This window comes from Yoonia sp. KMU-150, assembly GCF_056858355.1.
This window is the reverse complement of the sequence record NZ_JBXEQF010000001.1, coordinates 289,963-313,538: the sequence shown is the minus strand read 5'-3', so window position 1 is coordinate 313,538 and position 23,576 is coordinate 289,963. Positions and strand designations below refer to the sequence as shown.

Below are 23,576 nucleotides of genomic sequence, written 5' to 3'. Positions count from 1 at the left end.
CGCTAAATCTCCATCAAGCGTTGCATCATGGCGTCCACAGCCTGAATGACGCGTGCATTCGCCGCATAGGCCTGTTCGATCTGCAGGAGTTGCTGAAGCTCTTGATCCGTGTCGACCCCGGTCGCCAATTCGGCATCTCGCAGGGTCGCCCAGCGCGTGTTCTGGAACGACACCTCGGTCGCAGCTTCTGTACGAAGGCTGTGCACGTTTTCCTGCAGTGCGGTCATACGACCAGCGGCGGACAGCGCCGATCCCGATCCGCTGGCGCGCGGGTCGCGAAGCGCATCGATCCATCGGTTCAGCTGTTCCGCGTTGCCGACGGCCCCGCCCGTCGGTGCCTGTACGCCATCGCGTAGGCGCGAAACCGCGCCGCCGTTTGCAGGATCGACACGTGCGTTGATTTGCAACCGTCCCGCCAACCCCTCCAGCGAGGTTGCGGCGACTGCTGCACCACGATCGGTCAATAATCCGGCGTCGCCAAACCCGAGGGACGGATCAGTTGCCGGGTCCGCAAAGCGGGCGGCAAGGTCGGCTGCCACGGCGTCGAGCTCTTTCTGGATCTCGACGAGCGTCGCGTCGCGCTGCGCAAACGAAGCGGCAAGCGATCCGCCAGCCAAACGTCCAAAACCATCGGCAGGATCAAGTGGAGTTCCGTTTTGCGAGAGGCCGGACAGCGCACCCGACGCAAGCGTCATATCGGCGACGATCACTGGCGTCGGATCGAACGCAAACTGTGCCGCTGTGCCGTCAAGCAGAGTGTGGCCGCTTTGCGTTACAAGGCCGATCTGACCATTGCCGCGGTCCACTTCACGCAATGAAACAATGCCCGAAATCTCGTCAATCGCCTGTTGCCGCAGGTCACGCGCGGCGGATGTGTCCTGCCCGATTCCGTTCAGCCTCTGGATATCGGTGTTCAGGTCATGCACGCGGACCAGCGCGGTGTTCAGGGTGTGAACATCGCGCGCGATCGCGGCATCGGCAGCAGCGCGCTGATCCTGAACCGACCGGGTCCTGCTGTGCAACCCATCCGTTACGGCCTCCAGTCGGTTCAGCAAGGCATTCAAACGTGTGTCCGATGCGGGATCGGCAGTCGCTTCGATCAGCGACGCCTCGAACGCGGCCAGCCTGCCGGACAGCGTGTCAGCCGCGCCCGGTGTGCCGAAGGCGTTCGAGATGCGTTGCAACCCGTCCAGACCGCGCTGATGTCCATCACGGCGCGCGTCGGCAAGCCTGCGGTCGGCAATGATGTCCTGATCCAAATGGCGTCGGACGCCGTCGATCCGGACACCTCCGGCCACCTGACGGGCGGACAGGTCGAGCGTGCGACGTCCGTAGCCATCGGTCAATGCGTTGGCGATATTGGAAGAGGTCACGTCGGCCAGACGCGCGTTCGCCGCCAGGCCACTGGCCGCCGCATTCAAGGCGCTCGAAATACTCATTCAGCCTGGCTCCTCGACCCGGGATCAGCGTTTGATGTTGGTGGTTTCCTGCAGCATTTCATCGACGGTCTGGATGACCTTCGCGTTGGAGGAATAGGCCCGCTGCGTCTGGATCAGCTGGGTCAGTTCCCCGGCGACATCGGTCGCCGACTCCTCTCTGGCGAAACCGACGATGTCACCCGTCGGACCATCGCCCGCATCCCACAGAAAGAAAGACCCACTGTCAGGTGTCACCCGATAGCTTTGTTCGTCCAACGATTCCAGTCCGTTGACATTGCTCACGTCGACCAGCGGAATCTGATACAGAACACGGTTGATCCCGATATCGAAGGATGCCCGCAGGAAACCGTTCTGGTCCACCTCAATCGCTGTCAAGCTGCCGACCGGTGTGCCGTTTTTGGAAATGGAGACCGGCGCAAAGGCATCCGAAAGCTGCGTCAGGCCCGCGGAGCTGCCAGGCGTTCCGATCGACAGGTCCATCGGGCCGCCGGCGACGTTGACGGTAAATGTGCCGGTCACCGGATCGTAGGGTCCGCCCGATATGTCCGTTACCGAAAGCAACGTGCCGCCGCCACCGCGTGAGTCGTCGAAGGTGAGTGTATATTCACCGATCACGGCCCCGGCAGAGGCGCTGTCGGCAATGGTCATCGTCCATTCGTTCGACGATCCGGTGGCAGGAATCGTCGGCGCAAAATTGATTTGCAGGTTCGCCGATTTGCCAAGGTTATCGAAATACTCGATCGACAGCGTTTCCGGCCCGGTTGTCGCGCTCGCCTCTGTCGACGTGGCGGGAAGATTGACGGCAAGGTCGACGCGGGTCGTCGCCTCTCCCGCGAACTGGTTGCTGTTGATCTTGATCGGCTCAAGACCGTCGGTCGCATCGCGCGGATATGTCGGGACGACTCCATCGAGCGTGGCGGGCCACCCCATCAGCACCAGTCCGGCAGGGCTGCGCAGATACCCCTGATCGTCAGGACGGAAAGAACCGGTCGTGGTCAGCATCATCGGATTGTCGCCATTGGCGACGGAGGATTCCGGCGTGACAGGCAATAGCCCGCGCCCCCGCACGGCAAGGTCAGTCGCGTTTCCCGTCGCGACCAGCGCCCCCCGTTCGTCGATCAGGCGTGTGTTCGTCGTGCGCACGCCGCCAGCCGAATAGGTACCGCGTCCGGACGAAATGACCATCGCATGAAAATCTGTCACGGCCCGCTTGTATCCATATGTCGCCGAGTTCGCGATATTGTCGGAAATGCTGGCAAGCCGTGTCGCGTTCGACGCAAGCCCGGCCACACTGGCGTTCAGAGACGAGGAAATGGTCATGACATAGCCTTTCGATCGCAACACAGGTAATCCATGTCGGCAAGGCTTAGTGATCAGGGCTTAACGCGCCGCTAACGGCGGACACGAAATCGCAGCGCTAGGGCGTAAGGCCTATATTTCCTCGCGCAGAACGATCACTTCGATCCGGTTGTTGCGCAGATCGGCCGCGTTCGGCGCAATCGCGACACGGTCAGCAAAGCCCGTGACCCGCAGAATCCGAAGCTCGGCGAGACCACCTGCCTGAGTCATCAGGCGCATGCGCGTTGCCCGATCGAGCGACAGGTCCCAAGCGGGATTTTCGCGCAGGACAACCGGATTCGCCGCTAAATGACCGTTGATCGCGATCCGGTTTTCCACGGACGCAAGAACCCGCGCAACCACCGCAGCGATTTCCTCGGTCACGGGCATCGGTGTATCGGTCCCCGGTGCAAAGAGCGCAGCATCCGGGCGATCGAAAATTTCGATGATCAAGCCCTCGTCCGTGACACGGGTCACGATATGGCGCAGGGCCTGCCGCGAAATCGCGCTTTCGCCGCCACGTCCCAACAGCGCGTCCTCGATATCCTGCAGCGCAGCGGTTTGCGCCATCGCTGCCTGCGCATCGGCATCGGCTTGGGCGCCCGGGTCGCTCGTATCGCGACCCGCCTGCAATGCATTGGCGCCGGTTCCGTTTTGCACGAGTGTATTCTGGCTGAAAATGCTTTCGCCACCGAACATGCCGTCACCGCCGCCCGACACCCGGAACATCGGCGCGGTCGGTGAGAAATAGTCAGCGATTCCCTTGCGCTGCTGTTCGGTCGTCGCGTTCAGAAGCCACATCAGCATGAAAAAGGCCATCATAGCGGTGACGAAATCCGCATACGCGACTTTCCATGCACCGCCGTGATGACCGCCACCGGCAATGACCTTTTTGCGTTTGATGATGATCGGTGCGTTCGATTGTGTGCTCATGTGGTCCCGCCTTTGTCGCCACCCGATACCAGCCCTATTGAGTGGCCGGTGAAGAGCAGCTTAAAGGTGGAAATTGACGCGAGTTTTCAACGATTTCGATTGATGTAGATTTCGTCTGGACCGCAGAATTCGATCAGATCAAATCCGTGGTCGCGCATCAGCCCGGCAATCTCTGGGGTGCCTGTGTTGTTCTCGATCGCCCAGACGCCGACCTTGTGCCTGTCGAAGGGAAACCCTTGCAAAGCAGGCAGTTCACCGCCTTCGATATCCAGCGAAACAAAGTCCGGATCGGGGATATCGGCCTCGGTCAGGATTGACGACAGCGTCCGGGTCGGCACTTTCAGCACGTCCTCCACATGGCGCGGATCGGCCCGTACCCGGGCGAGCATCTTCGGATCGTAGCTGTCCGATAAACCGCTCATTTGCGTAAAACCGTTCGTAACCGCGATAAAATCCGCCGTTCCGTCGGAATCGGCGACGGCATAGCCAAGACAGGGGCACCTGCGAACCATCATCGCGTGTTCAAGATGCGTGGCCACAGGCTCGACCAGCACACCGGTCCAGCCGCGCCAATGCTCCAGAAAAATCGTGTTGGACCCGGTCACTCCGTCATAACCGCCGATGTCGACAAATGTACCGCCGCGCTTGCGATCAAAGACCCGGTCGACGATGACATCCTGCCCGGCCTGCGAGGCATAGGCGTAGCGCCGGTCCAGCATTTGCCGGATTTCGTGCAGTTGGCGGTTCAGAGGCCCGCGTTTGCGCGACTTTTCCTCAAGCAATTCCTTTACCAGCGCATCATGAGCGGCGGCAAGTTCCGAACGCGCCGTCTTGATCAGGGAGTCCTGGCTCATCATCCGTCTCCCCCATTGTAGTAGGACTTCTCTTCGATCAGATCGGACCCCAGCAACAGGTTGATGTCCTTCTTGATCCGCGCGCGTTCGTCGTTCGTGACATAGACCGCGCGCGCCAGCGCAATAAAGGCAGGTCCGAAATCGCCACGCGCTTCGCATTTGCGAATATCGTCCTCGATAACCCAAAGATCGCCGTTCACCTTGTAGAGAGCCGCCCAAAGACCCGTCAGGTCTTCGGACTGCGGGATCGCTGCATCGGCCACCGCCTGAAGAACCGATTGTTCGTGCCTCACATTGGCGAGCTTGCCCGGATCGCTGATGTTTTCGGTCTTCAGCCGCAGGATCGTCAGCTTGTCGATCAGCTCTCCTGGTGCAATGGGTGTCAGTATTTCTTTCATGCGCGCCCTTCCAGTTTGTCTTGCAATGCCGTTGCGACGTCCTGCATGACGTCCTCCCAGACAAGCGGGGTAAGTTGCCGGAACAATCGCATACCCGGATACCACGCGGTCGTTTCGCCGGAATGTCGCCAGACCCAGAACGGGTCCCAGTGCAGGATGGTCCATGTCGGCACACCCAGCGCACCCGCAAGATGGGCGGTGGCCGTGTCGGACGTAATGATCAAATCCATTTCTTCCATCATGCCCGCGCAATCGCCAAAGTTGCTTTCGGTGCGTCCCGCATCCACCATGAACGCCGATGTGCCGTCGTTTTCGAACGAATCGAGAAACGGACCTTTGTAGAGTGAGAACAGCTGCACGCCAGGAATATCGACCAGCGGCAGGAAATCCGTGTGGCTGAACGACCGGAAGGCATTTCCCTTGTACGTCGCCGACCCCGTCCAGACGACCCCGACCTTGAAGGCATCGCGATAAGGTTTCACGATCCCGGCGGCCCTGTCCCGTGCCGATTGCGGAACGTTCAGGCGCGGTGGTGGCGGGACCTCCTGCGAGTCTTCAAAGTGCAGCAGCGCAAGATCCATCGCATTGATCCAGAAATCCACAGGCGCATGCCGGGACTCCTGCGTGCCGACCCAATCCACACCGTCAAGTCCTTCAAACAGCGGGGCGACGGGTTTTTCCGTCAGGTATCGCACAGTCGCGCCGCGGGCTTTCAGCAAGGGCACGAAGCGCGCGAACAGAATGGCGTCGCCGAACCCCTGCTCCGGCAGGACAAGTACCGTCTTGCCGTCCATCTCTTCTCCCTTCCATTCGGGAAAGGGCACATCGCGAGCCTTGAGTTCGCCTGCCTGCCAGCGGATCCGATAGGTTTCGAACGCATCCGCATACTCCCCGGCCCCGAGCTGCGCAAACGCGAGTTGCATCTGAAGCTCCGTATCCTCGGGGTGCGCGGCAATCGCCTCCTTCAGGTAACTGATCGCGTCGGCATAGTCGCCCTTGCCACGCAAGCACCTTCCAATCATGGCCTTGTGGTTCGTATCCAGGGGTTCTTCCTGCAAAATCGCGCGACGCAGGGCGATGCTTTCGTCGTATTCCCCGATATCGGACAACACGTTGGCAAGATTGTTGCGAAACGCGATCACCTCGGGGTTCAAAGCCACGGCGCGGCGGTGTGCGCGAAGCGCCTGGCGGTGACGGCCTGCACTGCGATGCAAGGCGCCAAGGTTCGACCACATCATCGCGTCGCCGGGCATCTGGTTAAGATAGCGCGCGTAGTGCGCCACCGCCCCGGCCAGATCGCCCTGCTGATGTGCGCGATTGGCGGCTTCGCGCAGCGCCTTGAGGTCAGCGCGCATCTATCAGGCCTGATCCGCCTTGTTTCGCGACGGCTTGAGCAGCGTCGCGGGCCGCCGCGCCTCTGCCGCCTCGAACAACGAGAACGTCTGGTTGACATAGTTCACGGCGCCGGAAATCAGTTCCATATAGTCTTCGAGGTCCTGCGTGACCTCATTCTCTAACAGCACGACCGATCTGTCCTGCGGCATCGTCTCGAAGGTGACGTAGAACAACGGGTCGCCGCGCCGCACCTTCAGTGGCTTGTCCAAATCGTGCCATTCGAACGCCCACATCAGGGGCCGTGGCCAGACGTTGATCGGGAACCGACCGCCAAAGATCGTCCCCGGAAACTGGTCCTTGTTGTAATGCATGAAAGGCGAAATCTGCGACATGTAGACAGCTTCGTCGGCGATGAACACATATGGCAATTCAAGCTGCAGCGTCGGCACACCGGGGTAGCGCCATTCGGTCTCGTTGGCGATATGCAGCTTCTCGCGCAGCTTGTTGCTTCTGATCCCGCTCGCCTCGCCGTTCAGGTTCCGCATCGCGGGTTTGCCGTCCTTGTCACGGACAAACTGCAGGTTCAGATCGAAAGGGCAACGGATCGCGAAATAGCGGCTTTCAAGATTGATCACGGCAGGGCAGCGCGAGGCCGATTTCGCGTGGCTTTTGTTCATGTCGGCAGAGCGCACACGCTCGGGCGGGAAATATACGATCCCCGCCTTGCGGCTGTTCAGGAACCAGCCGACCTTCACCGGTCCGCTCCTCGGCGTGCCTTCGGCCGTGTTTTCGAAATGGACTGATAGCTGCATCTGCTGATCCTCTTGCGCGCCCTGTCCGCCGCAAGCGGATCTTTTTGGCGGTATCACTGGCTGGAGCGCCTATCCTGAAATTGCGGCGCTAATTTGGCTTTAACATATTGAGCGTGACAAAGTCATATTTTGCAAGGAACAGAACAGAGGCCATCACAATGTCCTCTGACAGAGCCGTGCGCTGTGTCAGCGCGGCGACAGTCAACCGGTCTGCGGCGGCGATGGTCTCGGCCACTTCGAGCATCCGCCCGTCCGGGGTCAGCTTGCGCTGGTAAAGCGTGCGACCGTTCATCTGGTCCAAGGCGTCCAGCCCGGCCGCATCGAGCGGTTTGCGGTGGGCGATCTCGGAGGTCGGCGCGAGCGTATGGCTGGGGTAACCCCCATAGAGCCGAAACGGATCAACCTCGCGCGGGCTCGCCGCCGCGTCGGACAGGCGCGGCGTGGTCACTGTGCCGCCCCGCCGTATCGCCGCCAGTTCCTCGGCAAGGGCGAGGTATTGTGGAATGATCGCGGACCAGTCGAAACGGCGCTGCACATGCGCTACCGCCGCCTGGCCCATTTCGCGGCGCAATGCGGGGTTCGTCACAAGATCGGTCAACGCCGCAACATAGGCGCGCATGTCGATCCTTGTCTGCTGCTGCATCACCGACAGATGATGATGATATCCGTCCGTACCGTCGGCAAAACGGCGCGCGATCCTGTCGCCGATGTCGCGGCCCGGACCGATCATCGTCGTCGGGATCAGGAATCCGGTCTCGCCGTTCACGACCGTGTCACGAAACCCGTTCCAGTCGGGCATCACGACGGGAAGCCCGGCAGCCATCGCCTCTACCGGGACCAGCCCGAACGTCTCCTGAATGTTGTCGACCGGAAGCGTGAAAATATCGGCGGCCGACCAAATGCCGCGACGGACATCCGGTGCACGCCCGTCGATCGTGGTGACCTTCACCGAAGGGCAAACCTGTTGACCCCTTTCGTGAAGCTCCTTCTCGGGATCATTGGCGGGCCAGCCGACCAACCAGAGATGCACGGATTTTCCCGTCGTCTGCGCGACCTCCTCCAACGCCAGATAAAGCGGCAGCGGGTTCGCCTTTTCGACCGTGGTCAACCGGCCCATCGTCATCACGACGACATCGTCGGGACCTGCATCAAACCGCCTTCGCATCCCGTCGCGGTCGGTCGCACGGTGGCTGAAATCGTCGGCGTTGATCCCGAGCGGTATGATCGGCAGTTGCGGCATCGGGACCCGCGTCGCACCAAAGCGGGCACGGATGAACTCTGCCGACAGGTCCATCTGCTGACGAACCACGCTGTGCACAGCCCGCGACGTGCAGATAATCGCGTCCCACGGCTCCACCGGCTCCAGCATCTGGTTGTGCAGGCGGTCGATCACCCGCCGCGTGGAAACCGTGTGGGTGATCCCGACAAGTGAACACGCCTTCGGATCAAAGCGTTGCCTGCGCCAGGCGGCATCGGTGAAACCGGGTGCCGGAAAAAATACCGTGCCTGGATAGGTCCAGTCACTTTCGCCGCGTAGCGAAGACACCCGCATGGGTCGTGTTTCGCCAAGCGCGCGCGCTGCATCGTCGAACGCCTGTGCGCCGCTTCCCCCGGCGACGACGGCATGCACCTCGGGTCCGCCGACATGACGCAGGAATCCCTTCAGAAACGACTGACCGGCTGACCGCCGGCCAACCAGATCCTTATTCTCGCCCTCGACCGCGTCGGTATGGAAATAGATCGCCGGTGTCGTCGCCATGTCGCATCCTGCCATTGCCTTCGCAAAGCCTGACGCCACCGCGGGGCCATGACAAGACTAGACCGGCATATCGCGTGACCCCTGTGCATCTGACGCGACCGCCTGATCGAGTACCCGCTGCAGCGCGGCACCCCGCGCAAAATCGGGTCTGACCATCGTCTTGTCGCGGATCGCGTCGACGAACCGCTGGTAGTTGCTGGCAACGGGCGGCGTTTCGACGCTGACCCAGCGCGCCGCCTGCATATCGTCGCCGATCGAGGCACGCAGACTGCTGACTTGATTTTTGCTTTGCACCTCAAGCCCGCCAAGATCGCCGTAGATGCGCAGGCTCAGGTCGTTGAGATGTCCCGACGCCATCCGGCTGGAGTGCACGACACCCGCCGCCCCGTTGGTCAGGGCGACATGCATGTTGAAGCTATCGTTCGCATCAAGCCAGTATGGCCCGATCTGCCCTCCCGGGGCCTTGTCGAACGTCGTCAGCCGGCACGAGACCCGCGCGACATCCGCGCCCGCGACATAGGTGGCGTAGTCGAGGATATGAACGCCGACATCGCCCAGCGTGCCCATCGACCCATGCGCGCGCGACAGACGCCATAGCCATTGGTCCTCTGTCTTCCAGTCCCCCCAGGCCGATTGGGTCAGCCAGCTTTGCAGATACGACGCCTCGAAATGCCGCACGTTGCCAATCGTGCCGTCCGATACCATCTGCGCCGCCGCGATCATGGCCGGGACCTCGCGATAGGACAGGTTGACCATGTTCACCACGCCCGCCGCTTGTGCGGCCGCGGCCATCTCGGCTGCATCGGCGTGATTTGCGGCCAGCGGCTTTTCACACAGGACGTGCTTTCCCGCGGCCAGAAACGGCAGGGTCGTCATGTGGTGGATGGCATCCGGTGTGACATTCGACACGGCGTCGAACGCGCCCCACGCCAGGGCATCATCGACGCTGCCAAATCCGTGCGAGATGTGATGCCGCGCCTGAAAATCCGCCAGCTTGTCCGCGTCCAAATCGACACCCCCGACGACTGTGACCCCTTCGATCCCCGCATAGGCCTGCGCGTGGGTCTCGGCCATACCGCCCGTGCCGACGATCAGGACACGGATCACCGGAAGCCCTCTTCGCCGTCCTTGTGCAGTCGCGGGCCGCGCGCGGTGATAGGTTCCAATGCGGATTCGACTGGCACGTTGGGCGCATCATGCACACCCTGAACACGCGGCGCAGGGTTGTAGGCCCAGCGCACCGCATTGCGCAGCACGGTCTGGATGTTGGCGTCGTGATAGGTGGGGTATGTTTCGTGTCCAGGGCGGAAATAGAACACGTTGCCGGCCCCCCGTTTGTAGGTCAGGCCAGACCGAAAAACCTCGCCGCCCTGAAACCAGCTGATAAAAACGGTTTCCAGCGGCTCGGGCACGCCGAACGGCTCGCCATACATTTCTTCGTTCTCAAGCTCGAAATGATCGGGTAACCCGGCCGCAATCGGGTGGTTGCGCGACGTCACCCAAAGCCGTTCACGCTCGCCCGCCTCGCGCCATGTCAAATTGCAGGGCGTGCCCATCAGACGTTTGAATATCTTGGCGAAATGTGCCGAATGCAGCAGTATCAAACCCATACCGGCGTTCACATGATCGGCGACACGTTCGACGATGGCATCTTCTACGTCGCCGTGTGCAGCATGCCCCCACCACAGCAAAACATCCGTCCGCGACAAGCGATCTTCCGTCAGACCATGTTCGGGCTCCTGCAACGTCGCCGTCGTGGCGGCGATGCCGTCCGACGCCAGCGCCTGCGCAATCGCGCCGTGCATGCCGTCGGGATAAAGATCGGCCACGATCTTGTTGGTTTTTTCATGGACGTTTTCGCCCCAGACCAGAGCCCTAATTGTCATCTTCGCAATCCTTCAAAGCGCTTTGAGGTTCATCAAAGAGCAGGTCTGGCGGGAACACAAGCCCACTTGCCAAATTGACGTTCAAATCACCGGGAAAGCAGGCTATGCCCTCGCCCTGTTGATAAGAGGCGAAGATGAGCGGTGCGACTGAAATTCTGATCCCGGCCTGGGTCGACGGTGCACTGATGCCGGTGGAAAAACTCGCTGTGCACCAGCGCGGCCTGCGTCACAAGGCTGTCAGCGTTTTCGTGATGCGTGGCAGCGAGGTGCTCTTGCAGCGGCGCGCGTTGGGCAAATACCACACGCCCGGCCTTTGGGCGAACACCTGTTGCACGCATCCGCAGTGGTCGGAAGAGCCGGAACACTGCGCCGTGCGGCGTCTGAAAGAGGAATTGGGTCTCACCGGCGTGGAACCGGAGTTTCGCGATCAGATCGAATATCGTGCCGATGTCGGCGACGGGCTGATCGAACACGAGGTCGTGGATGTCTTCGTCGCCCGGGCTACCCCCGACATGACGCTTGCGCCAAACCCGGCAGAGGTCATGGCGACGCGCTGGGACGACATCGACAGGCTGAGCGATGAAGTCGCGCAAAACCCCGCACCCTACACGCCGTGGCTGTCGATCTATCTGTCGCAGCACAAAAACACGATCTTCGGCGCAAGGTCATAGCCGCTAGGCTGCGGCGCGATCCATCCGGGCCGCGTGCCGCTCGATCTCGATGCGATCAACAGTCGCAAGCACGGCATGAGAGGGTTCTGCCCGCAATTCGGCACCACTAGCGTCGATGATTGCGGCATAGGCCGTCTCACCCTTGTCGCAAACGACGTAGATCATCAATTCCTCTGAAACACCGTCATCGGCGACAGTCTTGTGGATCGAGACAAAGTCGATTTCAGCCGAGGCATCATGTTGCGCCATCAGGCTGTCGATCGCGACGGCAGCGCCAAGGGATCGACACAGTTCAGCCGTTGCCATGATCTCTGCTTGCGTGACGCTGGACACTTCCTCACCGACCTTCGCGGTTCCCTGCGCTTCATCGACCTCGTGCGTCATGATCGCGACACCGTCCTCGCTCGCCAGACCCCAGGCCTCGCCGCTCGCCAGATATGTCAGTCGCACCGGGGTCATCACCCCGTCGATGTCCATCTTCAGGCTGCCACCGGTTCCGATCACCGGGTCCTTGATCTTGCCTGCCGCCATGCCCAGCCCAAGCCTTTCGGGATCCGACAGCATCGCTTCGAGGTCAACGCGTCGGTCCTGTATTTCACGGCCTTGCACCGGCCCATGAATTTTCGCGATCCCGTCCAACACCCGGTCGACCAGATCGTCAGGCACCGCGATCAGTGTTTCAAGACCTGCGATCCAGTCCGCAAGTGCCTGTGTGAAACGTACCTTTTTATCGTGCACATAGAATGGTTGGTCCAATGCCTTCAGCCCGTCCGGGGCAGCATCGCGAAACCCGAGTTGCGGGTTCACCTCTTCGGCGTGGGTCGCGACCCAGGCGGCCATCTCGCCAGCCAGCCTCTGATATTTCTTGTCACCCATACCGATCAAGCCGACCATCAGGCTACTGATGCGCGATTTGATATTTTCGGCGCCACTCGCGACGAACAGCGTATGACCGCCCTCGCAGACCTGCGCATGATATGTGTCACATTGCCAGGCCTGAAGCGCCTCCGCAGGAACTTCACTTTCCGCGAAGCCCGCCACGAACTGCAGATGGTTCACATAAGTGACCACGGCTTCGACAAGGGGGCGGGGATCATCGGGGTAGCTGTCACGCGCCGATTGCGGCACCACGATCAGGTCAAGCCGGGTGACATCGGCATCGTCTCCGCCCGCGTTGTCCTGCGCCGGTTGAGGTGCGGCCACTTGCGTTTCCGCCACTTTGCCTTGTCTTGTCGCGACGACTTTACTGGCTTTCTGAAACAGTTCCCTGATCATCTTACCCATCCTTTGCCTGCAATTTTGCATTGCATCCTATGCACCGCCCGCATGGCGCAACTACGTAAAGAAAAAGGCAATCTCTGGGTATTCAGATGGTTTCCGGGGTGCCGAGAGTGATGACTGTGCCGCCTGCGGCGTTGGCATCCTCGGTATCATGCGTCACCATCAGAATGGGAAGCGCGCGCGCCTTTGCACGGGCGAACACCATGTCGCGCACCTGTGCGCGGCGCGCGGTATCGAGACGCGAAAACGGCTCATCCAGCAAAAGCGCGCAGGGGTCGGACAGCAACATCCGCATCAATGCGACCCGCGCCTTCTGGCCGCCGGACAGCGTGGCCGGGTCACGGTCCGCATAACCGGCCAAACCGACCTCCTGCAATGCGTCGGCGATACGGTCGGCGCGGTCCGTCCGGTTACCACCGGGCGGCAACCCAAAGGCAAGATTAGCCCCGACTGACAAGTGGGGAAACAACAGATTGTCCTGAAACAGAATCCCGACGCGCCTGCGGTGCGGTGGCACGTCCGTGATGTCCTGCCCGTTCAATACGATGCGTCCCTCTGCCCGAAACGCAGGGGCCAGAGTCCCTGTGACGAAGGCGAGCAGGGTCGATTTGCCCACTCCCGACGGACCCATGATCGTCAGAACCTCGCCGGGAGCGATGTCATGCGATACCGCCAGCAGTCGCTGCCTATCCTTCGTGATGATACAGTCGCGCAGCGAAAGCCCGGTCTCATCCATGCCACAGTCCTCTCCGGTTGCGCCAGGCCAGCGCGGGGATCAATAACGCGAGCGCAAACGGCACAAGTGCCGCAAGGGTCTGCATCAGGCCATAGACACCGATCGCGCGCCTGTCACCGCCAGACGACAGTGCAAGCGCCTCGGTCGTCAACGTGCTGACCCGCCCGCCGCCGATCAGAAGCGTCGGCAGATATTGCCCGACGGACACCGCGATTCCGACAGCCATGGCAGTCAGCACCGGGCGCAGCAGCATCGGTAGACGCACACGCCACAGGACCCCATCGGGAGAGGCGCGCAGCGCCGCGGCAATCGTTCCCATTCGCGCGTCCCAGGCGCGGAAAGGATCGGCCAGCGACAGGAACACGTAGGGCAGCACAAAGATAAGATGCGCAAGCATAACAGGGCCACGCCCCATATCGGCACCGACGGTCAGGAACAGCGTCTGCAGACCCGGCAGAAACGCTACCTGAGGGATCAGCAGCGGCAGATAAAGCATCCAGACGCTGACCGTGCTGAAACCGAGGTGATACCGCGCCTCGGCCTCAAGGCAACCGATGGTCAGCAAAAGCGCTACCAGCGTGACAGTGAGCGCGATCACGGCGGTTTCCTGAAAGGCGGCAAGGGTGCCCGACCCGTGGCGCATCCAGTTGCGCCAGGTGAAACTGTCGGGCAGCACATCGGGAAACGACCAGAAGGCCGCGACAGACCAGACCGCCAGCCCCGCCAGACCAAGCAGCACCGCCAGTGCGGACACAGCGCCAAGGGTCAGCGCCAGCCCGCCGGCAAGACGGTCCATGCGTCCACGCCGCCCGGCCATAATCCAGCGCCGCCCGGCCCAGCCGACCGCGCGTTCGCCCATGCGCCAGACCAGCAGCCCGCCGATCACCAGCATCAGTTGCAGCAACGCACCGGCAGCGCCCTGCAGACGCAAGGACAGGTCAGGGTCGGACATCCACTTCACGATCTGCACCGACAAGGGTGGCGGCGTGTTCGACCCCAGAATGATCGCGACATCGACGACCGACATCGCGTAGGCCAGTACCACATAGACCGGCAACCTGATCTGCGCATATACGCGCGGGAAGACGGTCTTGAGCCAACCGGTCAGCCGGCCGTAACCAAGCGCCTGCGCCACGGCTACCGACCGGGTGGCATCCGCCTGACCCTGCGCCGCCAGCGTCATCAACAGCAGGAACGGAACCTCCTTGGTGATCATGCCAAGGGTCATCGCAAGCCCCCAGGGATCCTGCACGATCAGTAGGTCCAACGGCTTGTCCCACCCCGTCAGCCCGGGCGAGACGAGGCGGGCCAGCCAGCCGGACGGGGCAATCAGAAACGCAAGCCCAAAGGCCGCCGCGGCATGAGGGACGGACAACAGGGGTGACAACAGCCTTTCGAGGGCGCGAAAGACCCGCGTGCCGGACCAGCCCGCCACGATCAGCGTCACGATCAACAGGGAAACCGATGTCGCGATCAGGCCCGTGGTCAGTGACAAGCGCACGGCGTCCGCCAGACCGGGCCATGCGACCAGCGCGCGCACAGCATCAAGATCCGGGCCAAATTCTCCAGCCGCCGGAAGATGGCCGAAGGCAGGCAGCACGGTCCCGTAAAGCCCCGCCGCGACCGGGCCCAGCATCGCCAATAACGTCAGCGCCGGCAGAACCGGAAGAACGCGGCGCGACCTCACAGGCCGTCTATTGCGCGACGCCGTAGCGCGCGACCCAGTCATCCGCGATGCGTGTCATCCAGCTTGGATGCGGCTCTGCCACGACGGTGCCGAGCTCTTCGGGGGACAGCGTCGCAATCCCCAATTCCAGTGCATCGAACAACGCGCGATCCTCTGCTGTCAGTTTCTCCATATCCAGCACCGTGCCGTAACCCAACAGGTCGGGGTCCTGTGCGCGGGCCTGCGCCTGCGGTGACATCAGAAAGTTCGCCACGACCATCGCGCCTTCCTTACTGCCGGAATTGTAGGGGATCGCTACGAACGACGCATTCCCGATCGTACCCTTGTCCAGCACGAAGGTGCGCACCGTCTCGGGCAGTTCAAAATTGGCGATGGCGGCAGAGGCCGCGCCGGGGCTGAACGAGATAGACAGATCGAGTTCATCGTCCGCAATCAGCGGGAACATGGCCGTGCCGGTCGGCGGATAGGCCCGCCCACCGCGCCAAAGGTTCGGCGTCAGCTCATCAAGATAGCGCCACAGCGGAGCGGTCACCGCGTCGTAGTTTTCATCGGTCGCAGGTGCGGCAAGAACGCTGGGGTCGTCAAGGATATCGACCAACACTTGTTTGAGGAAGGTCGTGCCCAGAAAATCCGGCGGTTGGGGGTAGGTGAAACGCCCCGGATTCTGCGCAGTCCATTCCAGTATTTCCTGCATCGACCCCATCGGTGCGGCAATGTCGGCAGTGTCGTAATCGAACACGACCTGCGCCATGGCCCAGGGGGATTCGAAGCCATCGGTCGGGACTGTGAAATCGGTCTGCACGGTCTTGCCGTCCACGTCGACCAGCGCCCAGTTCGGCAGTTGCTCGGCGAACGATCCAAACAACAGGTCGGCGTCCTTCATTGCGGCGAAGTTCGCGCCGTTGATCCAGATCATGTCGACGGCACCGTCGCTGTCCTCGCCCGCCTGCTTTTCGGACAGGACCCGTGTGACGGCGTCTGCGGTATCGGTCAGCTTCACATGCTCCAGCGTGACACCATATTCGGCCGCGACCCGTTCGCCCACCCATGCGATGAAATCATTGGTCTGCGTCGACCCGCCCCAGGCGTTCCAGTAGACGGTCTGTCCGTCGGCGGCAGCAACGACGCTGTCCCAGTCCGACGGATCGGTTTGCGCGAAAGCGGCACAAGGGCCAAGAGCAGCCAGCAAGGCAAGATATTTCATGGATCGTCCTCTAAACGGTGAAGGTCTGCCGCGCGGCATGTATCCGCAGGCACCCGGTCGCAAAGCACATTGCACCGAATATCCAGGCAAGGAAGGCAAAATATTGTGAGAACAGGCAGATCAGCACGAAGAACGCGATGGTTTCCGCCCCTTCCAGCAGGCCATTCGAATAGTAGAGCGATTTGACGCCCTGCGCGGACGTCTGCATTTTCCGCTTTTCGGCCAGTATCGCGTAGCCCAAAAACGTGCTGCCGTTGAAGTAAAAGGCGGTCAGCAGCCACGCACCCGCCGCTCCGTTCTGCAACGGATCGAGCCAGACGAACGCCATCGGGATCGCGCCGTAGAACAGAAAATCCGCGGATATATCCAGATAACCGCCGAAGTCCGTCTTGCGGGTCGCCCGTGCCACCGCGCCGTCCAGCCCATCGGCGATACGGCTCATCAAAAGCGGAATCAGCGCAAGCCATGTCCAGCCCAGCGCGATATTGAGCGCAGCGATCAATCCCAGCCCCAGCCCGATCAGCGTCACACCATCGGCGGAAAAACCGTGCCGCGCCAGATCGCGACCCAAGCGGTTCAGGGGCGGGTCTATCAGTTTTCTGAACTGGCGGTCGAACATCTGCGGCACTTTCCCTTGTCGTTGGTTCTTTGGCGCAGACATCGCGCACGGGCAATCCACCTGACGTTTTCGTGACCCTAACCGATGGCAATCCGCGGACGGCCTTGCGCGGTGACACGTATTCTGGCCTCGACAAACAACGGCCGGTTTTCGACCTGCGCCTCCTGAACGTCCCGATCCGTGGTCAGGCGAACTTCTTCGACACCGGCGGCCCGTGCGCTTTGCGTGGCCTGTTCGACCAATGTCGCTTCCAGCGCCGCCAGGGCCGTGTCACGATCCGCGAAATGTGCCGTGCCGTGGGCCTGATGCACGACGAACTGTCCCGCGCCCGGGCTGGTCACGGTGCCACTGGCCTGCATGGCGACCTGTCCCACGACCGCGCCAATCGCATTCGCGACGCCGCCATAATCGGGCAGGATCGTTTCCGTATTCAGGCGCGTACCGACCGCGCTATAGTAGGCACACGCGGATGCCCCCAGCCCGATCAGCGGCACGCCCAAGGCGAATGTCGTCTGTACAACGCCGCTGTGCCGATCCAGCCCGGCAAGCGTGAGCGGGTGGCGGGCGAGCCGTGCCGTCTCGACCCCGCCCCAGTCGCGGGCATCTTCCTCGAATGCCGCTTCGAGCAGACAGGTGACCGTCTGTGCCGTCAGTTGATCGACAATCATTTGTGCCAGTGCTGCGCCGCCGGGCGCAAGGCGGTCGCCGCCGCCGGTTCTGCGGCGCGCGAAAAGCGTCAGTGCCTTCTGCGCGGCCTCGGCATCCCAAGCGGCGACACGGCCCAGCACATGGGCCGCGTCGGACGGCGTCACGCCCACGCGCAGAACCAGCCCGCGGGTGACAAGCCGATCCAGCGCCGGGCTTTCCATGCGGCTTGTCACGACTTCACCCAAACGCCGCGGTCCGTCCGCCAGTCGCGCGGCGACCGCGGCCTCCCGTTTGTCCAGTCCTTCTGGAATATCATGCCAGAGCGGGACGACGAACTGTGCTCCGTCCAGCGCAGGCGTGTCGCTTGCCAGCGCCCGGTCCAGCACCGCGTGAACCAGCTCGGGATATTTCTTCCCCGCAAGCGCAATCGGCATGAGGCGGCGGGGGCCAAGCCGCAAACCACCGTCCAGTCCATCGGTGACATGCACCTCGCTGTCGCCACCCAGACCGGTCGTGCGCATCGCTACGGCCTCGACCATCGTCCGATAGGGGCCGACCTGTGCACCACGCGGGTCGATCGTCGGGCGACCGTCCTTCAACAGACACACATCCGTCGTGGTCCCGCCGATATCGCTGACCAGTGCGTCGGTCGCGCCGGTCAGCCATTGCGCCCCCGCAATCGAGGCGGCAGGACCGCTCAGGATCGTTTCGATCGGTTTCTCGCGCGCGACCTCGGCCGACACCAGCGCCCCGTCACCACGGACCACCATCAGCCTTGCAGAAATGCCAAGCTGTTTCAGATGCCCCTCACATGCACCGATCAGCCCGTCGATCATCCCGATCAATCGTGCATTCAGAACAGCGGTCAGGGCGCGCTTCGGACCACCCAGCGCGGACGACAACTCGTGCGAGCAGGTAACGGGTCTGCCGGTCGCCGCGCGGATCGCATCACGGGCCGCGATTTCGTGCGCAGGGTTGCGGGTCGCGAAACTTGCTGCGACGGCAAATCCCGTCACACTAGTATCCAGAGACGCGAGCGCGCTTGCCAGTGCGTCAAGGTCAAGCGGAACAAGTTCCGCACCACCATGACCATGGCCACCGGCAAGCGAAATGACCGGGTCGCCGCGCAACGCCTCGGTCAATCCGGCGCGTCCCAGCTCTGCCAGCGCGAAGCCGATAAAGACCAGCGCAATCCGCCCGCCCTGACCTTCGACAAGCGCATTAGTCGCCAGTGTCGTAGATAGCGATACCATCGCGATGTCGGTGGGGGACACGCCCGACTCCGCGATCGCCGCATTCACGGCCTCTCCGATACCGCTGGCAAGGTCGGGGCGCGAGGTCAGCGCCTTGGATGCGGCGACGACGGTATTGTCGCCTTCGTCAAGCACGACAGCATCGGTGTAGGTGCCACCGGTATCCACACCCAGAAGATATGCCATCGCCCTGCTCCTTTCTGCCCCGCCCCACGGGCCGCGCCTACCTGTGTCCTTCAATACGCAACACTTCGGCTTTGTCATGCCGAAAACGCGCTGCTGGACGTGTCGATGGATACAAAAAGCGCCCCGCGTTGCCACGGGGCGCCTTGGTCTCGTTTTGCGTCGCCTAGTTCAGCGCCTGATCCGTGATCATGCTGGTCCACGCACCTTCGGGCTCTTCAGAAATCACCGGGTCAGAACCGCCCGCCAGAAGCGTATCGACCGTGCGCTGATAGTCCGCCTCGTCCAATGCACCGTTCGACCCTGCCGTCAGCTTGGCGATTTCACCCATCATCCGGATCTGCGCGGCCTCGGTCTGTGCGCCCGTGCCGTCATTGTCGAGCACGATGCCGGCGGCCTCTTCAGGGTTTTCTTCGGCCCACTTCCAGCCTTTCATCGAAGCGCGGACAAAGCGCACCATCTTGTCGACGAATACCGGATCCTCAAGATTCTCTTCCAGCGCATAGATGCCGTCCTCCAGCGTGGCAACGCCCTGATCTTCATATTTGAAGGTCACCAGTTCATCGGGGCTGACGCCCGCGTCCAGCACCTGACCATATTCGTTATATGTCATGGTCGAGATGCAATCAGCCTCGCGCTGCAACAGCGGATCGACGTTGAAGCCCTGCTTGAGGACGGTCACACCATCCTCGCCACCGTCGGTCGGGATACCGACCTGACTCATCCAAGACAGGAACGGATATTCGTTCCCGAAGAACCAGACGCCGATGGTCTTGCCACGGAAATCCTCGACCGTTTCGATCCCGGTATCCTTCCAGCAGGTCAGCATCAGGCCGGACGTCTTGAACGGCTGCGCGATGTTCACCACCGGCAGACCCTTTTCACGCGCGGCCAAAGCCGACGGCATCCAGTTCAGCATGACATCGGCACCGCCACCGGCCAGCACCTGCGGCGGCGCAATGTCAGGACCACCGGGCAGGATCGTGACGTTCAGGCCTTCTTCCTCGTAAAAGCCCTGATCGAGGGCAACATAGTAACCCGCGAACTGCGCCTGCGTGACCCACTGCAACTGCAGCGTCACGTCGTTGGCATGGCCGTCGGCCTGCGCCGCCGTACCACCAAGCCCGGCAGCGAATGCCGCGGCAAGTGCGATTTTCTTCATCATCGTTTTGACCTCCAAGTCAGTTTGCATTGTGCGGTCTTGCGCCGCCTGAATTCACCTCTGCGACGGATGCCAGAACGTCACCCGCTTTTCGATAAATGCCATAATCCCATAGAATGCCGATCCGGCAAGGGCCGCCACGACAATCTCGGCCCAGACCATGTCGAGCGCAAGCTGTCCCACGCTCGTCGAGATGCGAAAGCCCATACCAACGGTCGGAGAGCCGAAAAATTCAGCGACAATCGCCCCGATCAGCGCCAGTGTCGTCGCGATTTTCAATCCGTTGAAAATGAACGGCATCGCCGCGGGCAGACGCAGTTTCAGCAGCGTCGGCCAGTATCCCGCGCCATAAGTGCGCATCAGATCGCGCTGCATGGCGGATGTGTCTTTCAGCCCCGCGACAGTGTTCACAAGGATGGGAAAGAACACCATCACCCCCACGACCGCGGCCTTGCTTTCCCAGTCGCTGCCCAGCCATTTGACGAAGATCGGCGCAGTGCCGACAATCGGAAGCGCCGCCATGAACCCGCCGACGGGCAGGATCCCGCGCGACAGGAATTCCGATCGGTCGGCAAGCAGTGCCACGGCAAATGCCGCAAGTGCGCCCGCGACGTATCCGGTCATCGCGCCCTTGATGATCGTCTGTTCAAAGTCTGCCCACAAACGCGGCCCCTCGTTAATCATCCGCTCCCAGATCATCGACGGCGGCGGCAGAATGACCGCGCTTACCTCGAACCCGCGGACGAGGATTTCCCACATCAGCAGCAATGTGATGCCAAAGACCGCCGCGATCAACAGACTGACAGCGCGGGTATCGGACCTTGCGGAATGTGCCAGCCACATGTTCATCAGCCAGCCCATAGCCCAGATCACCATCGCCGCGATGAGGTACATCATACCGCCTGCGTCCCCATGCGCCTGAGCGTGATCCGCTCCAACAAGCCAAAGACCCCGACCAGTACCGCCGCCGTGATCGCCGCCGCGAACAGCGCAGCCCATGTGACCAGCGGTTGCCCGTATTGGTCGCCAACCAGCATTCGCGCGCCGAACCCGGCCTGCGCCCCGGTCGGCAATTCGCCCACGATCGCACCGACGAGAGACGCCGAAATCCCGATCTTGAGCGAGGCGAACAGATAGGGCACCGACGCAGGCAGCCGCAGTTTCCAGAATCCCTGCGCGTTGCTGGCGTTATAGGTGCGCAGCAGGTCAAGCTGCATCGCATCAGGGCTGCGCAACCCCTTCACCATGCCAACGACCACCGGAAAGAACGACAAGTATGCGCTGATCATCGCCTTCGGCAGCAATCCCTGAAAGCCCAGTGCGCCCAGCATCACGATAACCATCGGGGCCAGTGCAAGAATGGGGATCGTCTGGCTGACGATGGCCCAAGGCATGACCGATTTATCCATCGTCCGGCTGAAAACGATTCCGACGGCCAGCGCGATCCCGAGCGTCGTGCCGATGGCGAACCCCAGCAGGGTCGCCGACAGGGTCACCCAGCCGTGATAGACCAGCGACCGTTTCGACGTGATCTTCTTGTCGATCACCGTGTCATAAAGTTCCGCCGCAATCTGATGCGGCGATGGCAGACGTGGCCGGTCCAGCGTGTAGGTCATCGGCACGACGTCCGGGTTGCGCAGTGCAAGCGCGATGCTACCGACATCCTGCCGCGCGGCAGGTGTCTCGGGCGTTACCGCCACGTCCTGCCGTTGCGCCATATCGGCGGCCAGATGAATATTCATCGGGATCACCGCGACGATCCAGAACAGCAGGATCGCGCCAATAACGGTCAGGACCGGCAGCACCGACCTCATGCGTGCCACTCCATCCTGATCTCGTCGATCCCGTCGTCACCACGCCACGGATCTCCCACAACGGCAAAGCCCTCTCGGCGATAGAATCGATGAGCCTCCGTATTCGCGGCATGGCTATTCAACTGCAGAAAGGTGCGTTCCCTTTTGACATGGTCCATCAGCGTGCGGCCAAGCCCCTGACCTTTCGGTCCGACGTAGAACCCCCAGATATGGGCCGTCTCGGTTTCCATCGAAAGATAACCGGCAACCGGGTCACCGATTACATAGGCTTCCCGCATGGGTAGGCCCTGGCGCAGGATACCCTCGAGCGCCACCGCATCGACCTTGCGCGGCAACCAGTCCGTCGCGTCGATCCAGCCGTTCAGGATCGCGGCACAGGCAGTGGCATCGTCCGCCACCGCCCGTCTGATGGCCGGGTCACTCATCGATATGCCCCGCCCGCAGGCCGTCCCTGACCCGATGCGCGATCTCGATAAATTCGGTGCTGTCACGAATATCCAGCGGACGTTCGCGCGGCAGCGGGCTGTCGATCACATCCGAAATGCGTCCCGGACGCGGGGACATGACGACGATTTTGGTGGACAGATAGACCGCCTCGGGGATCGAGTGGGTGACGAAGCCGATGGTCTTGTCCGTCCGCGCCCAAAGTTGCAGCAGCTGTTCGTTCAGATGATCGCGCACGATCTCGTCCAGCGCGCCGAAAGGTTCGTCCATCAGCAGGATGTCCGCGTCGAAGGCCAGCGCGCGGGCAATCGAGGCGCGCTGCTGCATCCCGCCGGACAGTTGCCACGGGAATTTCTTCTCGAACCCCGCCAGATCGACAAGGTCCAGCACGCGGTTCACGCGGCTTTCCTGATCGGATTTCGAAAACCCCATGATCTCCAGCGGCAGGCGGATATTCCCCCCGATCGTGCGCCACGGATACAGCCCCGCTGCCTGAAACACGTAGCCGTAGGCCCGTGCTTTGCGCGCCTCCTCCGGAGTCATCCCGTTCACGGTGATTGCACCCCCTGTCGGCTGCTCCAACCCCGCGATACAGCGCAAGAACGTGGTCTTGCCACAACCGGACGGGCCGATGAAGCTGACGAACTCGCCCTTGCCGATGTCCAGCGACACGTCCTTGAGCGCGTGGACAGGCCCGTCGTTCGTCTGAAACGTCAGGTCGAGCGATTGCGCCTGAATGACGTGGGTATCATTTAGAAGCACGCAGTCAGCTCGCTTCTCAGATCCGGGAACTCTTCAGGATAGATGACGAACCGGTCCACATCTGCGGTCGTCTCGATCATGTAGTAATTCTCCCAGGTCTCGCCCTCGCCTGTGCATTGCACCGTCACGACGGTCGCGCCCGATCCGACAGGCGCAGAGTCCGAAATCGCGCAAGAGCTTTCATGAAAATCGATCCGGTCGCCGACGAACCATGCAATCGCCCCGTCGGAGTTGTCGGACATCCCCACAGCGCGCGCGCAACCGGCCATGGTGCCATAGACATCCTGGGCCGCGGCCATGCACGGCACCATCATCAGGGCAGCAGCAAATTTCCACATATTTTATCTCTCAATTATCT

23 protein-coding genes are annotated in these 23,576 nt (G+C 61.8%); 1 reads left to right on the top strand and 22 read right to left on the bottom strand.

Going from position 1 to position 23,576, the window contains the following annotated elements; all coding sequences use genetic code 11:
* Positions 1–2 precede the first annotated feature (2 nt).
* The 10 genes from flgK to AC04PH_RS01475 form a co-directional block, all read right to left on the bottom strand.
* Complete coding sequence (gene flgK, locus AC04PH_RS01520) at positions 3–1,439, bottom strand: flagellar hook-associated protein FlgK (RefSeq protein WP_483063976.1); 1,437 nt, start codon at positions 1,437–1,439, stop codon at positions 3–5.
* A gap of 24 nt (positions 1,440–1,463) precedes the next feature.
* Positions 1,464–2,759, bottom strand: coding sequence for a flagellar hook protein FlgE (locus AC04PH_RS01515; protein WP_483063975.1), 1,296 nt, complete (start codon positions 2,757–2,759; stop codon positions 1,464–1,466).
* Between the two features lie 111 nt (positions 2,760–2,870).
* Positions 2,871–3,710, bottom strand: a complete 840-nt coding sequence (locus AC04PH_RS01510) for a flagellar motor protein MotB (RefSeq protein WP_483063974.1) — start codon at positions 3,708–3,710, stop codon at positions 2,871–2,873.
* Between the two features lie 86 nt (positions 3,711–3,796).
* Positions 3,797–4,564: an FkbM family methyltransferase gene (locus tag AC04PH_RS01505; protein WP_483063973.1), complete on the bottom strand. Its 768-nt coding sequence runs from the start codon at positions 4,562–4,564 to the stop codon at positions 3,797–3,799.
* Positions 4,564–4,962 carry a DUF6165 family protein gene (locus AC04PH_RS01500; RefSeq protein ID WP_483063972.1) on the bottom strand — a complete coding sequence of 133 codons (399 nt, stop codon included), beginning with the start codon at positions 4,960–4,962 and terminating at the stop codon, positions 4,564–4,566. The genes AC04PH_RS01505 and AC04PH_RS01500 overlap by 1 nt, the downstream gene beginning before the upstream one ends.
* The gene (locus AC04PH_RS01495; protein WP_483063971.1) at positions 4,959–6,317 is read right to left on the bottom strand and encodes a tetratricopeptide repeat protein; all 1,359 of its coding nucleotides are present in this window, start codon (positions 6,315–6,317) and stop codon (positions 4,959–4,961) included. The genes AC04PH_RS01500 and AC04PH_RS01495 overlap by 4 nt, the downstream gene beginning before the upstream one ends.
* 3 nt (positions 6,318–6,320) lie before the next feature.
* Positions 6,321–7,109, bottom strand: a complete 789-nt coding sequence (locus AC04PH_RS01490) for a hypothetical protein (protein ID WP_483063970.1) — start codon at positions 7,107–7,109, stop codon at positions 6,321–6,323.
* An 88-nt stretch (positions 7,110–7,197) separates the two neighbouring features.
* Positions 7,198–8,868 carry a glycosyltransferase family 4 protein gene (locus tag AC04PH_RS01485; protein WP_483063969.1) on the bottom strand — a complete coding sequence of 557 codons (1,671 nt, stop codon included), beginning with the start codon at positions 8,866–8,868 and terminating at the stop codon, positions 7,198–7,200.
* Between the two features lie 57 nt (positions 8,869–8,925).
* Entirely contained in the window at positions 8,926–9,975 is a 1,050-nt protein-coding gene (locus AC04PH_RS01480) for a Gfo/Idh/MocA family protein (protein WP_483063968.1), read from the bottom strand.
* A complete protein-coding gene (locus tag AC04PH_RS01475; RefSeq protein WP_483063967.1) occupies positions 9,972–10,754 on the bottom strand; it encodes a ThuA domain-containing protein in 783 nt (260 codons plus the stop codon). The genes AC04PH_RS01480 and AC04PH_RS01475 overlap by 4 nt, the downstream gene beginning before the upstream one ends.
* A gap of 134 nt (positions 10,755–10,888) precedes the next feature.
* On the opposite strand from AC04PH_RS01475, the gene idi reads away from it, so the two are divergent.
* Positions 10,889–11,425, top strand: a complete 537-nt coding sequence (idi, locus tag AC04PH_RS01470; RefSeq protein ID WP_483063966.1) for an isopentenyl-diphosphate Delta-isomerase — start codon at positions 10,889–10,891, stop codon at positions 11,423–11,425.
* Between the two features lie 3 nt (positions 11,426–11,428).
* On the opposite strand, the gene AC04PH_RS01465 is transcribed toward idi, so the two are convergent.
* From AC04PH_RS01465 to AC04PH_RS01410, 12 genes are all read right to left on the bottom strand, one after another.
* A complete protein-coding gene (locus AC04PH_RS01465; RefSeq protein ID WP_483063965.1) occupies positions 11,429–12,700 on the bottom strand; it encodes a DMP19 family protein in 1,272 nt (423 codons plus the stop codon).
* 91 nt (positions 12,701–12,791) lie between these two features.
* Positions 12,792–13,442: an ATP-binding cassette domain-containing protein gene (locus tag AC04PH_RS01460; protein WP_483063964.1), complete on the bottom strand. Its 651-nt coding sequence runs from the start codon at positions 13,440–13,442 to the stop codon at positions 12,792–12,794.
* Positions 13,435–15,078 carry an ABC transporter permease gene (locus AC04PH_RS01455; RefSeq protein WP_483066127.1) on the bottom strand — a complete coding sequence of 548 codons (1,644 nt, stop codon included), beginning with the start codon at positions 15,076–15,078 and terminating at the stop codon, positions 13,435–13,437. The genes AC04PH_RS01460 and AC04PH_RS01455 overlap by 8 nt, the downstream gene beginning before the upstream one ends.
* Positions 15,079–15,136: 58 nt before the next feature.
* A complete protein-coding gene (locus tag AC04PH_RS01450; RefSeq protein ID WP_483063963.1) occupies positions 15,137–16,333 on the bottom strand; it encodes an ABC transporter substrate-binding protein in 1,197 nt (398 codons plus the stop codon).
* Positions 16,334–16,343: 10 nt separating this feature from the next.
* Positions 16,344–16,952 (bottom strand): CDP-alcohol phosphatidyltransferase family protein, encoded by a 609-nt coding sequence (locus AC04PH_RS01445; RefSeq protein WP_483063962.1) that lies wholly within the window; start codon positions 16,950–16,952, stop codon positions 16,344–16,346.
* Between the two features lie 77 nt (positions 16,953–17,029).
* Positions 17,030–19,039, bottom strand: a complete 2,010-nt coding sequence (locus AC04PH_RS01440) for a hydantoinase/oxoprolinase N-terminal domain-containing protein (RefSeq protein WP_483063961.1) — start codon at positions 19,037–19,039, stop codon at positions 17,030–17,032.
* 163 nt (positions 19,040–19,202) lie between these two features.
* Positions 19,203–20,198, bottom strand: a complete 996-nt coding sequence (locus tag AC04PH_RS01435) for an ABC transporter substrate-binding protein (RefSeq protein ID WP_483066126.1) — start codon at positions 20,196–20,198, stop codon at positions 19,203–19,205.
* Positions 20,199–20,252: 54 nt separating this feature from the next.
* A complete protein-coding gene (locus tag AC04PH_RS01430; RefSeq protein WP_483063960.1) occupies positions 20,253–21,095 on the bottom strand; it encodes an ABC transporter permease in 843 nt (280 codons plus the stop codon).
* Positions 21,092–22,012, bottom strand: a complete 921-nt coding sequence (locus AC04PH_RS01425; protein WP_483063959.1) for an ABC transporter permease — start codon at positions 22,010–22,012, stop codon at positions 21,092–21,094. The genes AC04PH_RS01430 and AC04PH_RS01425 overlap by 4 nt, the downstream gene beginning before the upstream one ends.
* Positions 22,009–22,437: a GNAT family N-acetyltransferase gene (locus AC04PH_RS01420; protein WP_483063958.1), complete on the bottom strand. Its 429-nt coding sequence runs from the start codon at positions 22,435–22,437 to the stop codon at positions 22,009–22,011. Before AC04PH_RS01420 ends, AC04PH_RS01425 begins: the two co-directional genes overlap by 4 nt.
* Positions 22,430–23,218, bottom strand: a complete 789-nt coding sequence (locus tag AC04PH_RS01415) for an ABC transporter ATP-binding protein (RefSeq protein ID WP_483063957.1) — start codon at positions 23,216–23,218, stop codon at positions 22,430–22,432. Before AC04PH_RS01415 ends, AC04PH_RS01420 begins: the two co-directional genes overlap by 8 nt.
* Positions 23,209–23,556 carry a hypothetical protein gene (locus AC04PH_RS01410; RefSeq protein WP_483063956.1) on the bottom strand — a complete coding sequence of 116 codons (348 nt, stop codon included), beginning with the start codon at positions 23,554–23,556 and terminating at the stop codon, positions 23,209–23,211. The genes AC04PH_RS01415 and AC04PH_RS01410 overlap by 10 nt, the downstream gene beginning before the upstream one ends.
* Between the last annotated feature and the right edge of the window lie 20 nt (positions 23,557–23,576).

Coding starts and splice junctions, on each gene's coding strand:
- flgK (WP_483063976.1), bottom strand. CDS start 1,439: ATGAGTATTTCGAGCGCCTTGAATGCGGCGGCCAGTGGCCTGGCGGCG.
- AC04PH_RS01515 (WP_483063975.1), bottom strand. CDS start 2,759: ATGACCATTTCCTCGTCTCTGAACGCCAGTGTGGCCGGGCTTGCGTCG.
- AC04PH_RS01510 (WP_483063974.1), bottom strand. CDS start 3,710: ATGAGCACACAATCGAACGCACCGATCATCATCAAACGCAAAAAGGTC.
- AC04PH_RS01505 (WP_483063973.1), bottom strand. CDS start 4,564: ATGAGCCAGGACTCCCTGATCAAGACGGCGCGTTCGGAACTTGCCGCC.
- AC04PH_RS01500 (WP_483063972.1), bottom strand. CDS start 4,962: ATGAAAGAAATACTGACACCCATTGCACCAGGAGAGCTGATCGACAAG.
- AC04PH_RS01495 (WP_483063971.1), bottom strand. CDS start 6,317: ATGCGCGCTGACCTCAAGGCGCTGCGCGAAGCCGCCAATCGCGCACAT.
- AC04PH_RS01490 (WP_483063970.1), bottom strand. CDS start 7,109: ATGCAGCTATCAGTCCATTTCGAAAACACGGCCGAAGGCACGCCGAGG.
- AC04PH_RS01485 (WP_483063969.1), bottom strand. CDS start 8,868: ATGGCGACGACACCGGCGATCTATTTCCATACCGACGCGGTCGAGGGC.
- AC04PH_RS01475 (WP_483063967.1), bottom strand. CDS start 10,754: ATGACAATTAGGGCTCTGGTCTGGGGCGAAAACGTCCATGAAAAAACC.
- idi (WP_483063966.1), top strand. CDS start 10,889: ATGAGCGGTGCGACTGAAATTCTGATCCCGGCCTGGGTCGACGGTGCA.
- AC04PH_RS01465 (WP_483063965.1), bottom strand. CDS start 12,700: ATGATCAGGGAACTGTTTCAGAAAGCCAGTAAAGTCGTCGCGACAAGA.
- AC04PH_RS01460 (WP_483063964.1), bottom strand. CDS start 13,442: ATGGATGAGACCGGGCTTTCGCTGCGCGACTGTATCATCACGAAGGAT.
- AC04PH_RS01455 (WP_483066127.1), bottom strand. CDS start 15,078: ATGCTGGGCCCGGTCGCGGCGGGGCTTTACGGGACCGTGCTGCCTGCC.
- AC04PH_RS01450 (WP_483063963.1), bottom strand. CDS start 16,333: ATGAAATATCTTGCCTTGCTGGCTGCTCTTGGCCCTTGTGCCGCTTTC.
- AC04PH_RS01445 (WP_483063962.1), bottom strand. CDS start 16,952: ATGTTCGACCGCCAGTTCAGAAAACTGATAGACCCGCCCCTGAACCGC.
- AC04PH_RS01440 (WP_483063961.1), bottom strand. CDS start 19,039: ATGGCATATCTTCTGGGTGTGGATACCGGTGGCACCTACACCGATGCT.
- AC04PH_RS01435 (WP_483066126.1), bottom strand. CDS start 20,198: ATGAAGAAAATCGCACTTGCCGCGGCATTCGCTGCCGGGCTTGGTGGT.
- AC04PH_RS01430 (WP_483063960.1), bottom strand. CDS start 21,095: ATGATGTACCTCATCGCGGCGATGGTGATCTGGGCTATGGGCTGGCTG.
- AC04PH_RS01425 (WP_483063959.1), bottom strand. CDS start 22,012: ATGAGGTCGGTGCTGCCGGTCCTGACCGTTATTGGCGCGATCCTGCTG.
- AC04PH_RS01420 (WP_483063958.1), bottom strand. CDS start 22,437: ATGAGTGACCCGGCCATCAGACGGGCGGTGGCGGACGATGCCACTGCC.
- AC04PH_RS01410 (WP_483063956.1), bottom strand. CDS start 23,556: ATGTGGAAATTTGCTGCTGCCCTGATGATGGTGCCGTGCATGGCCGCG.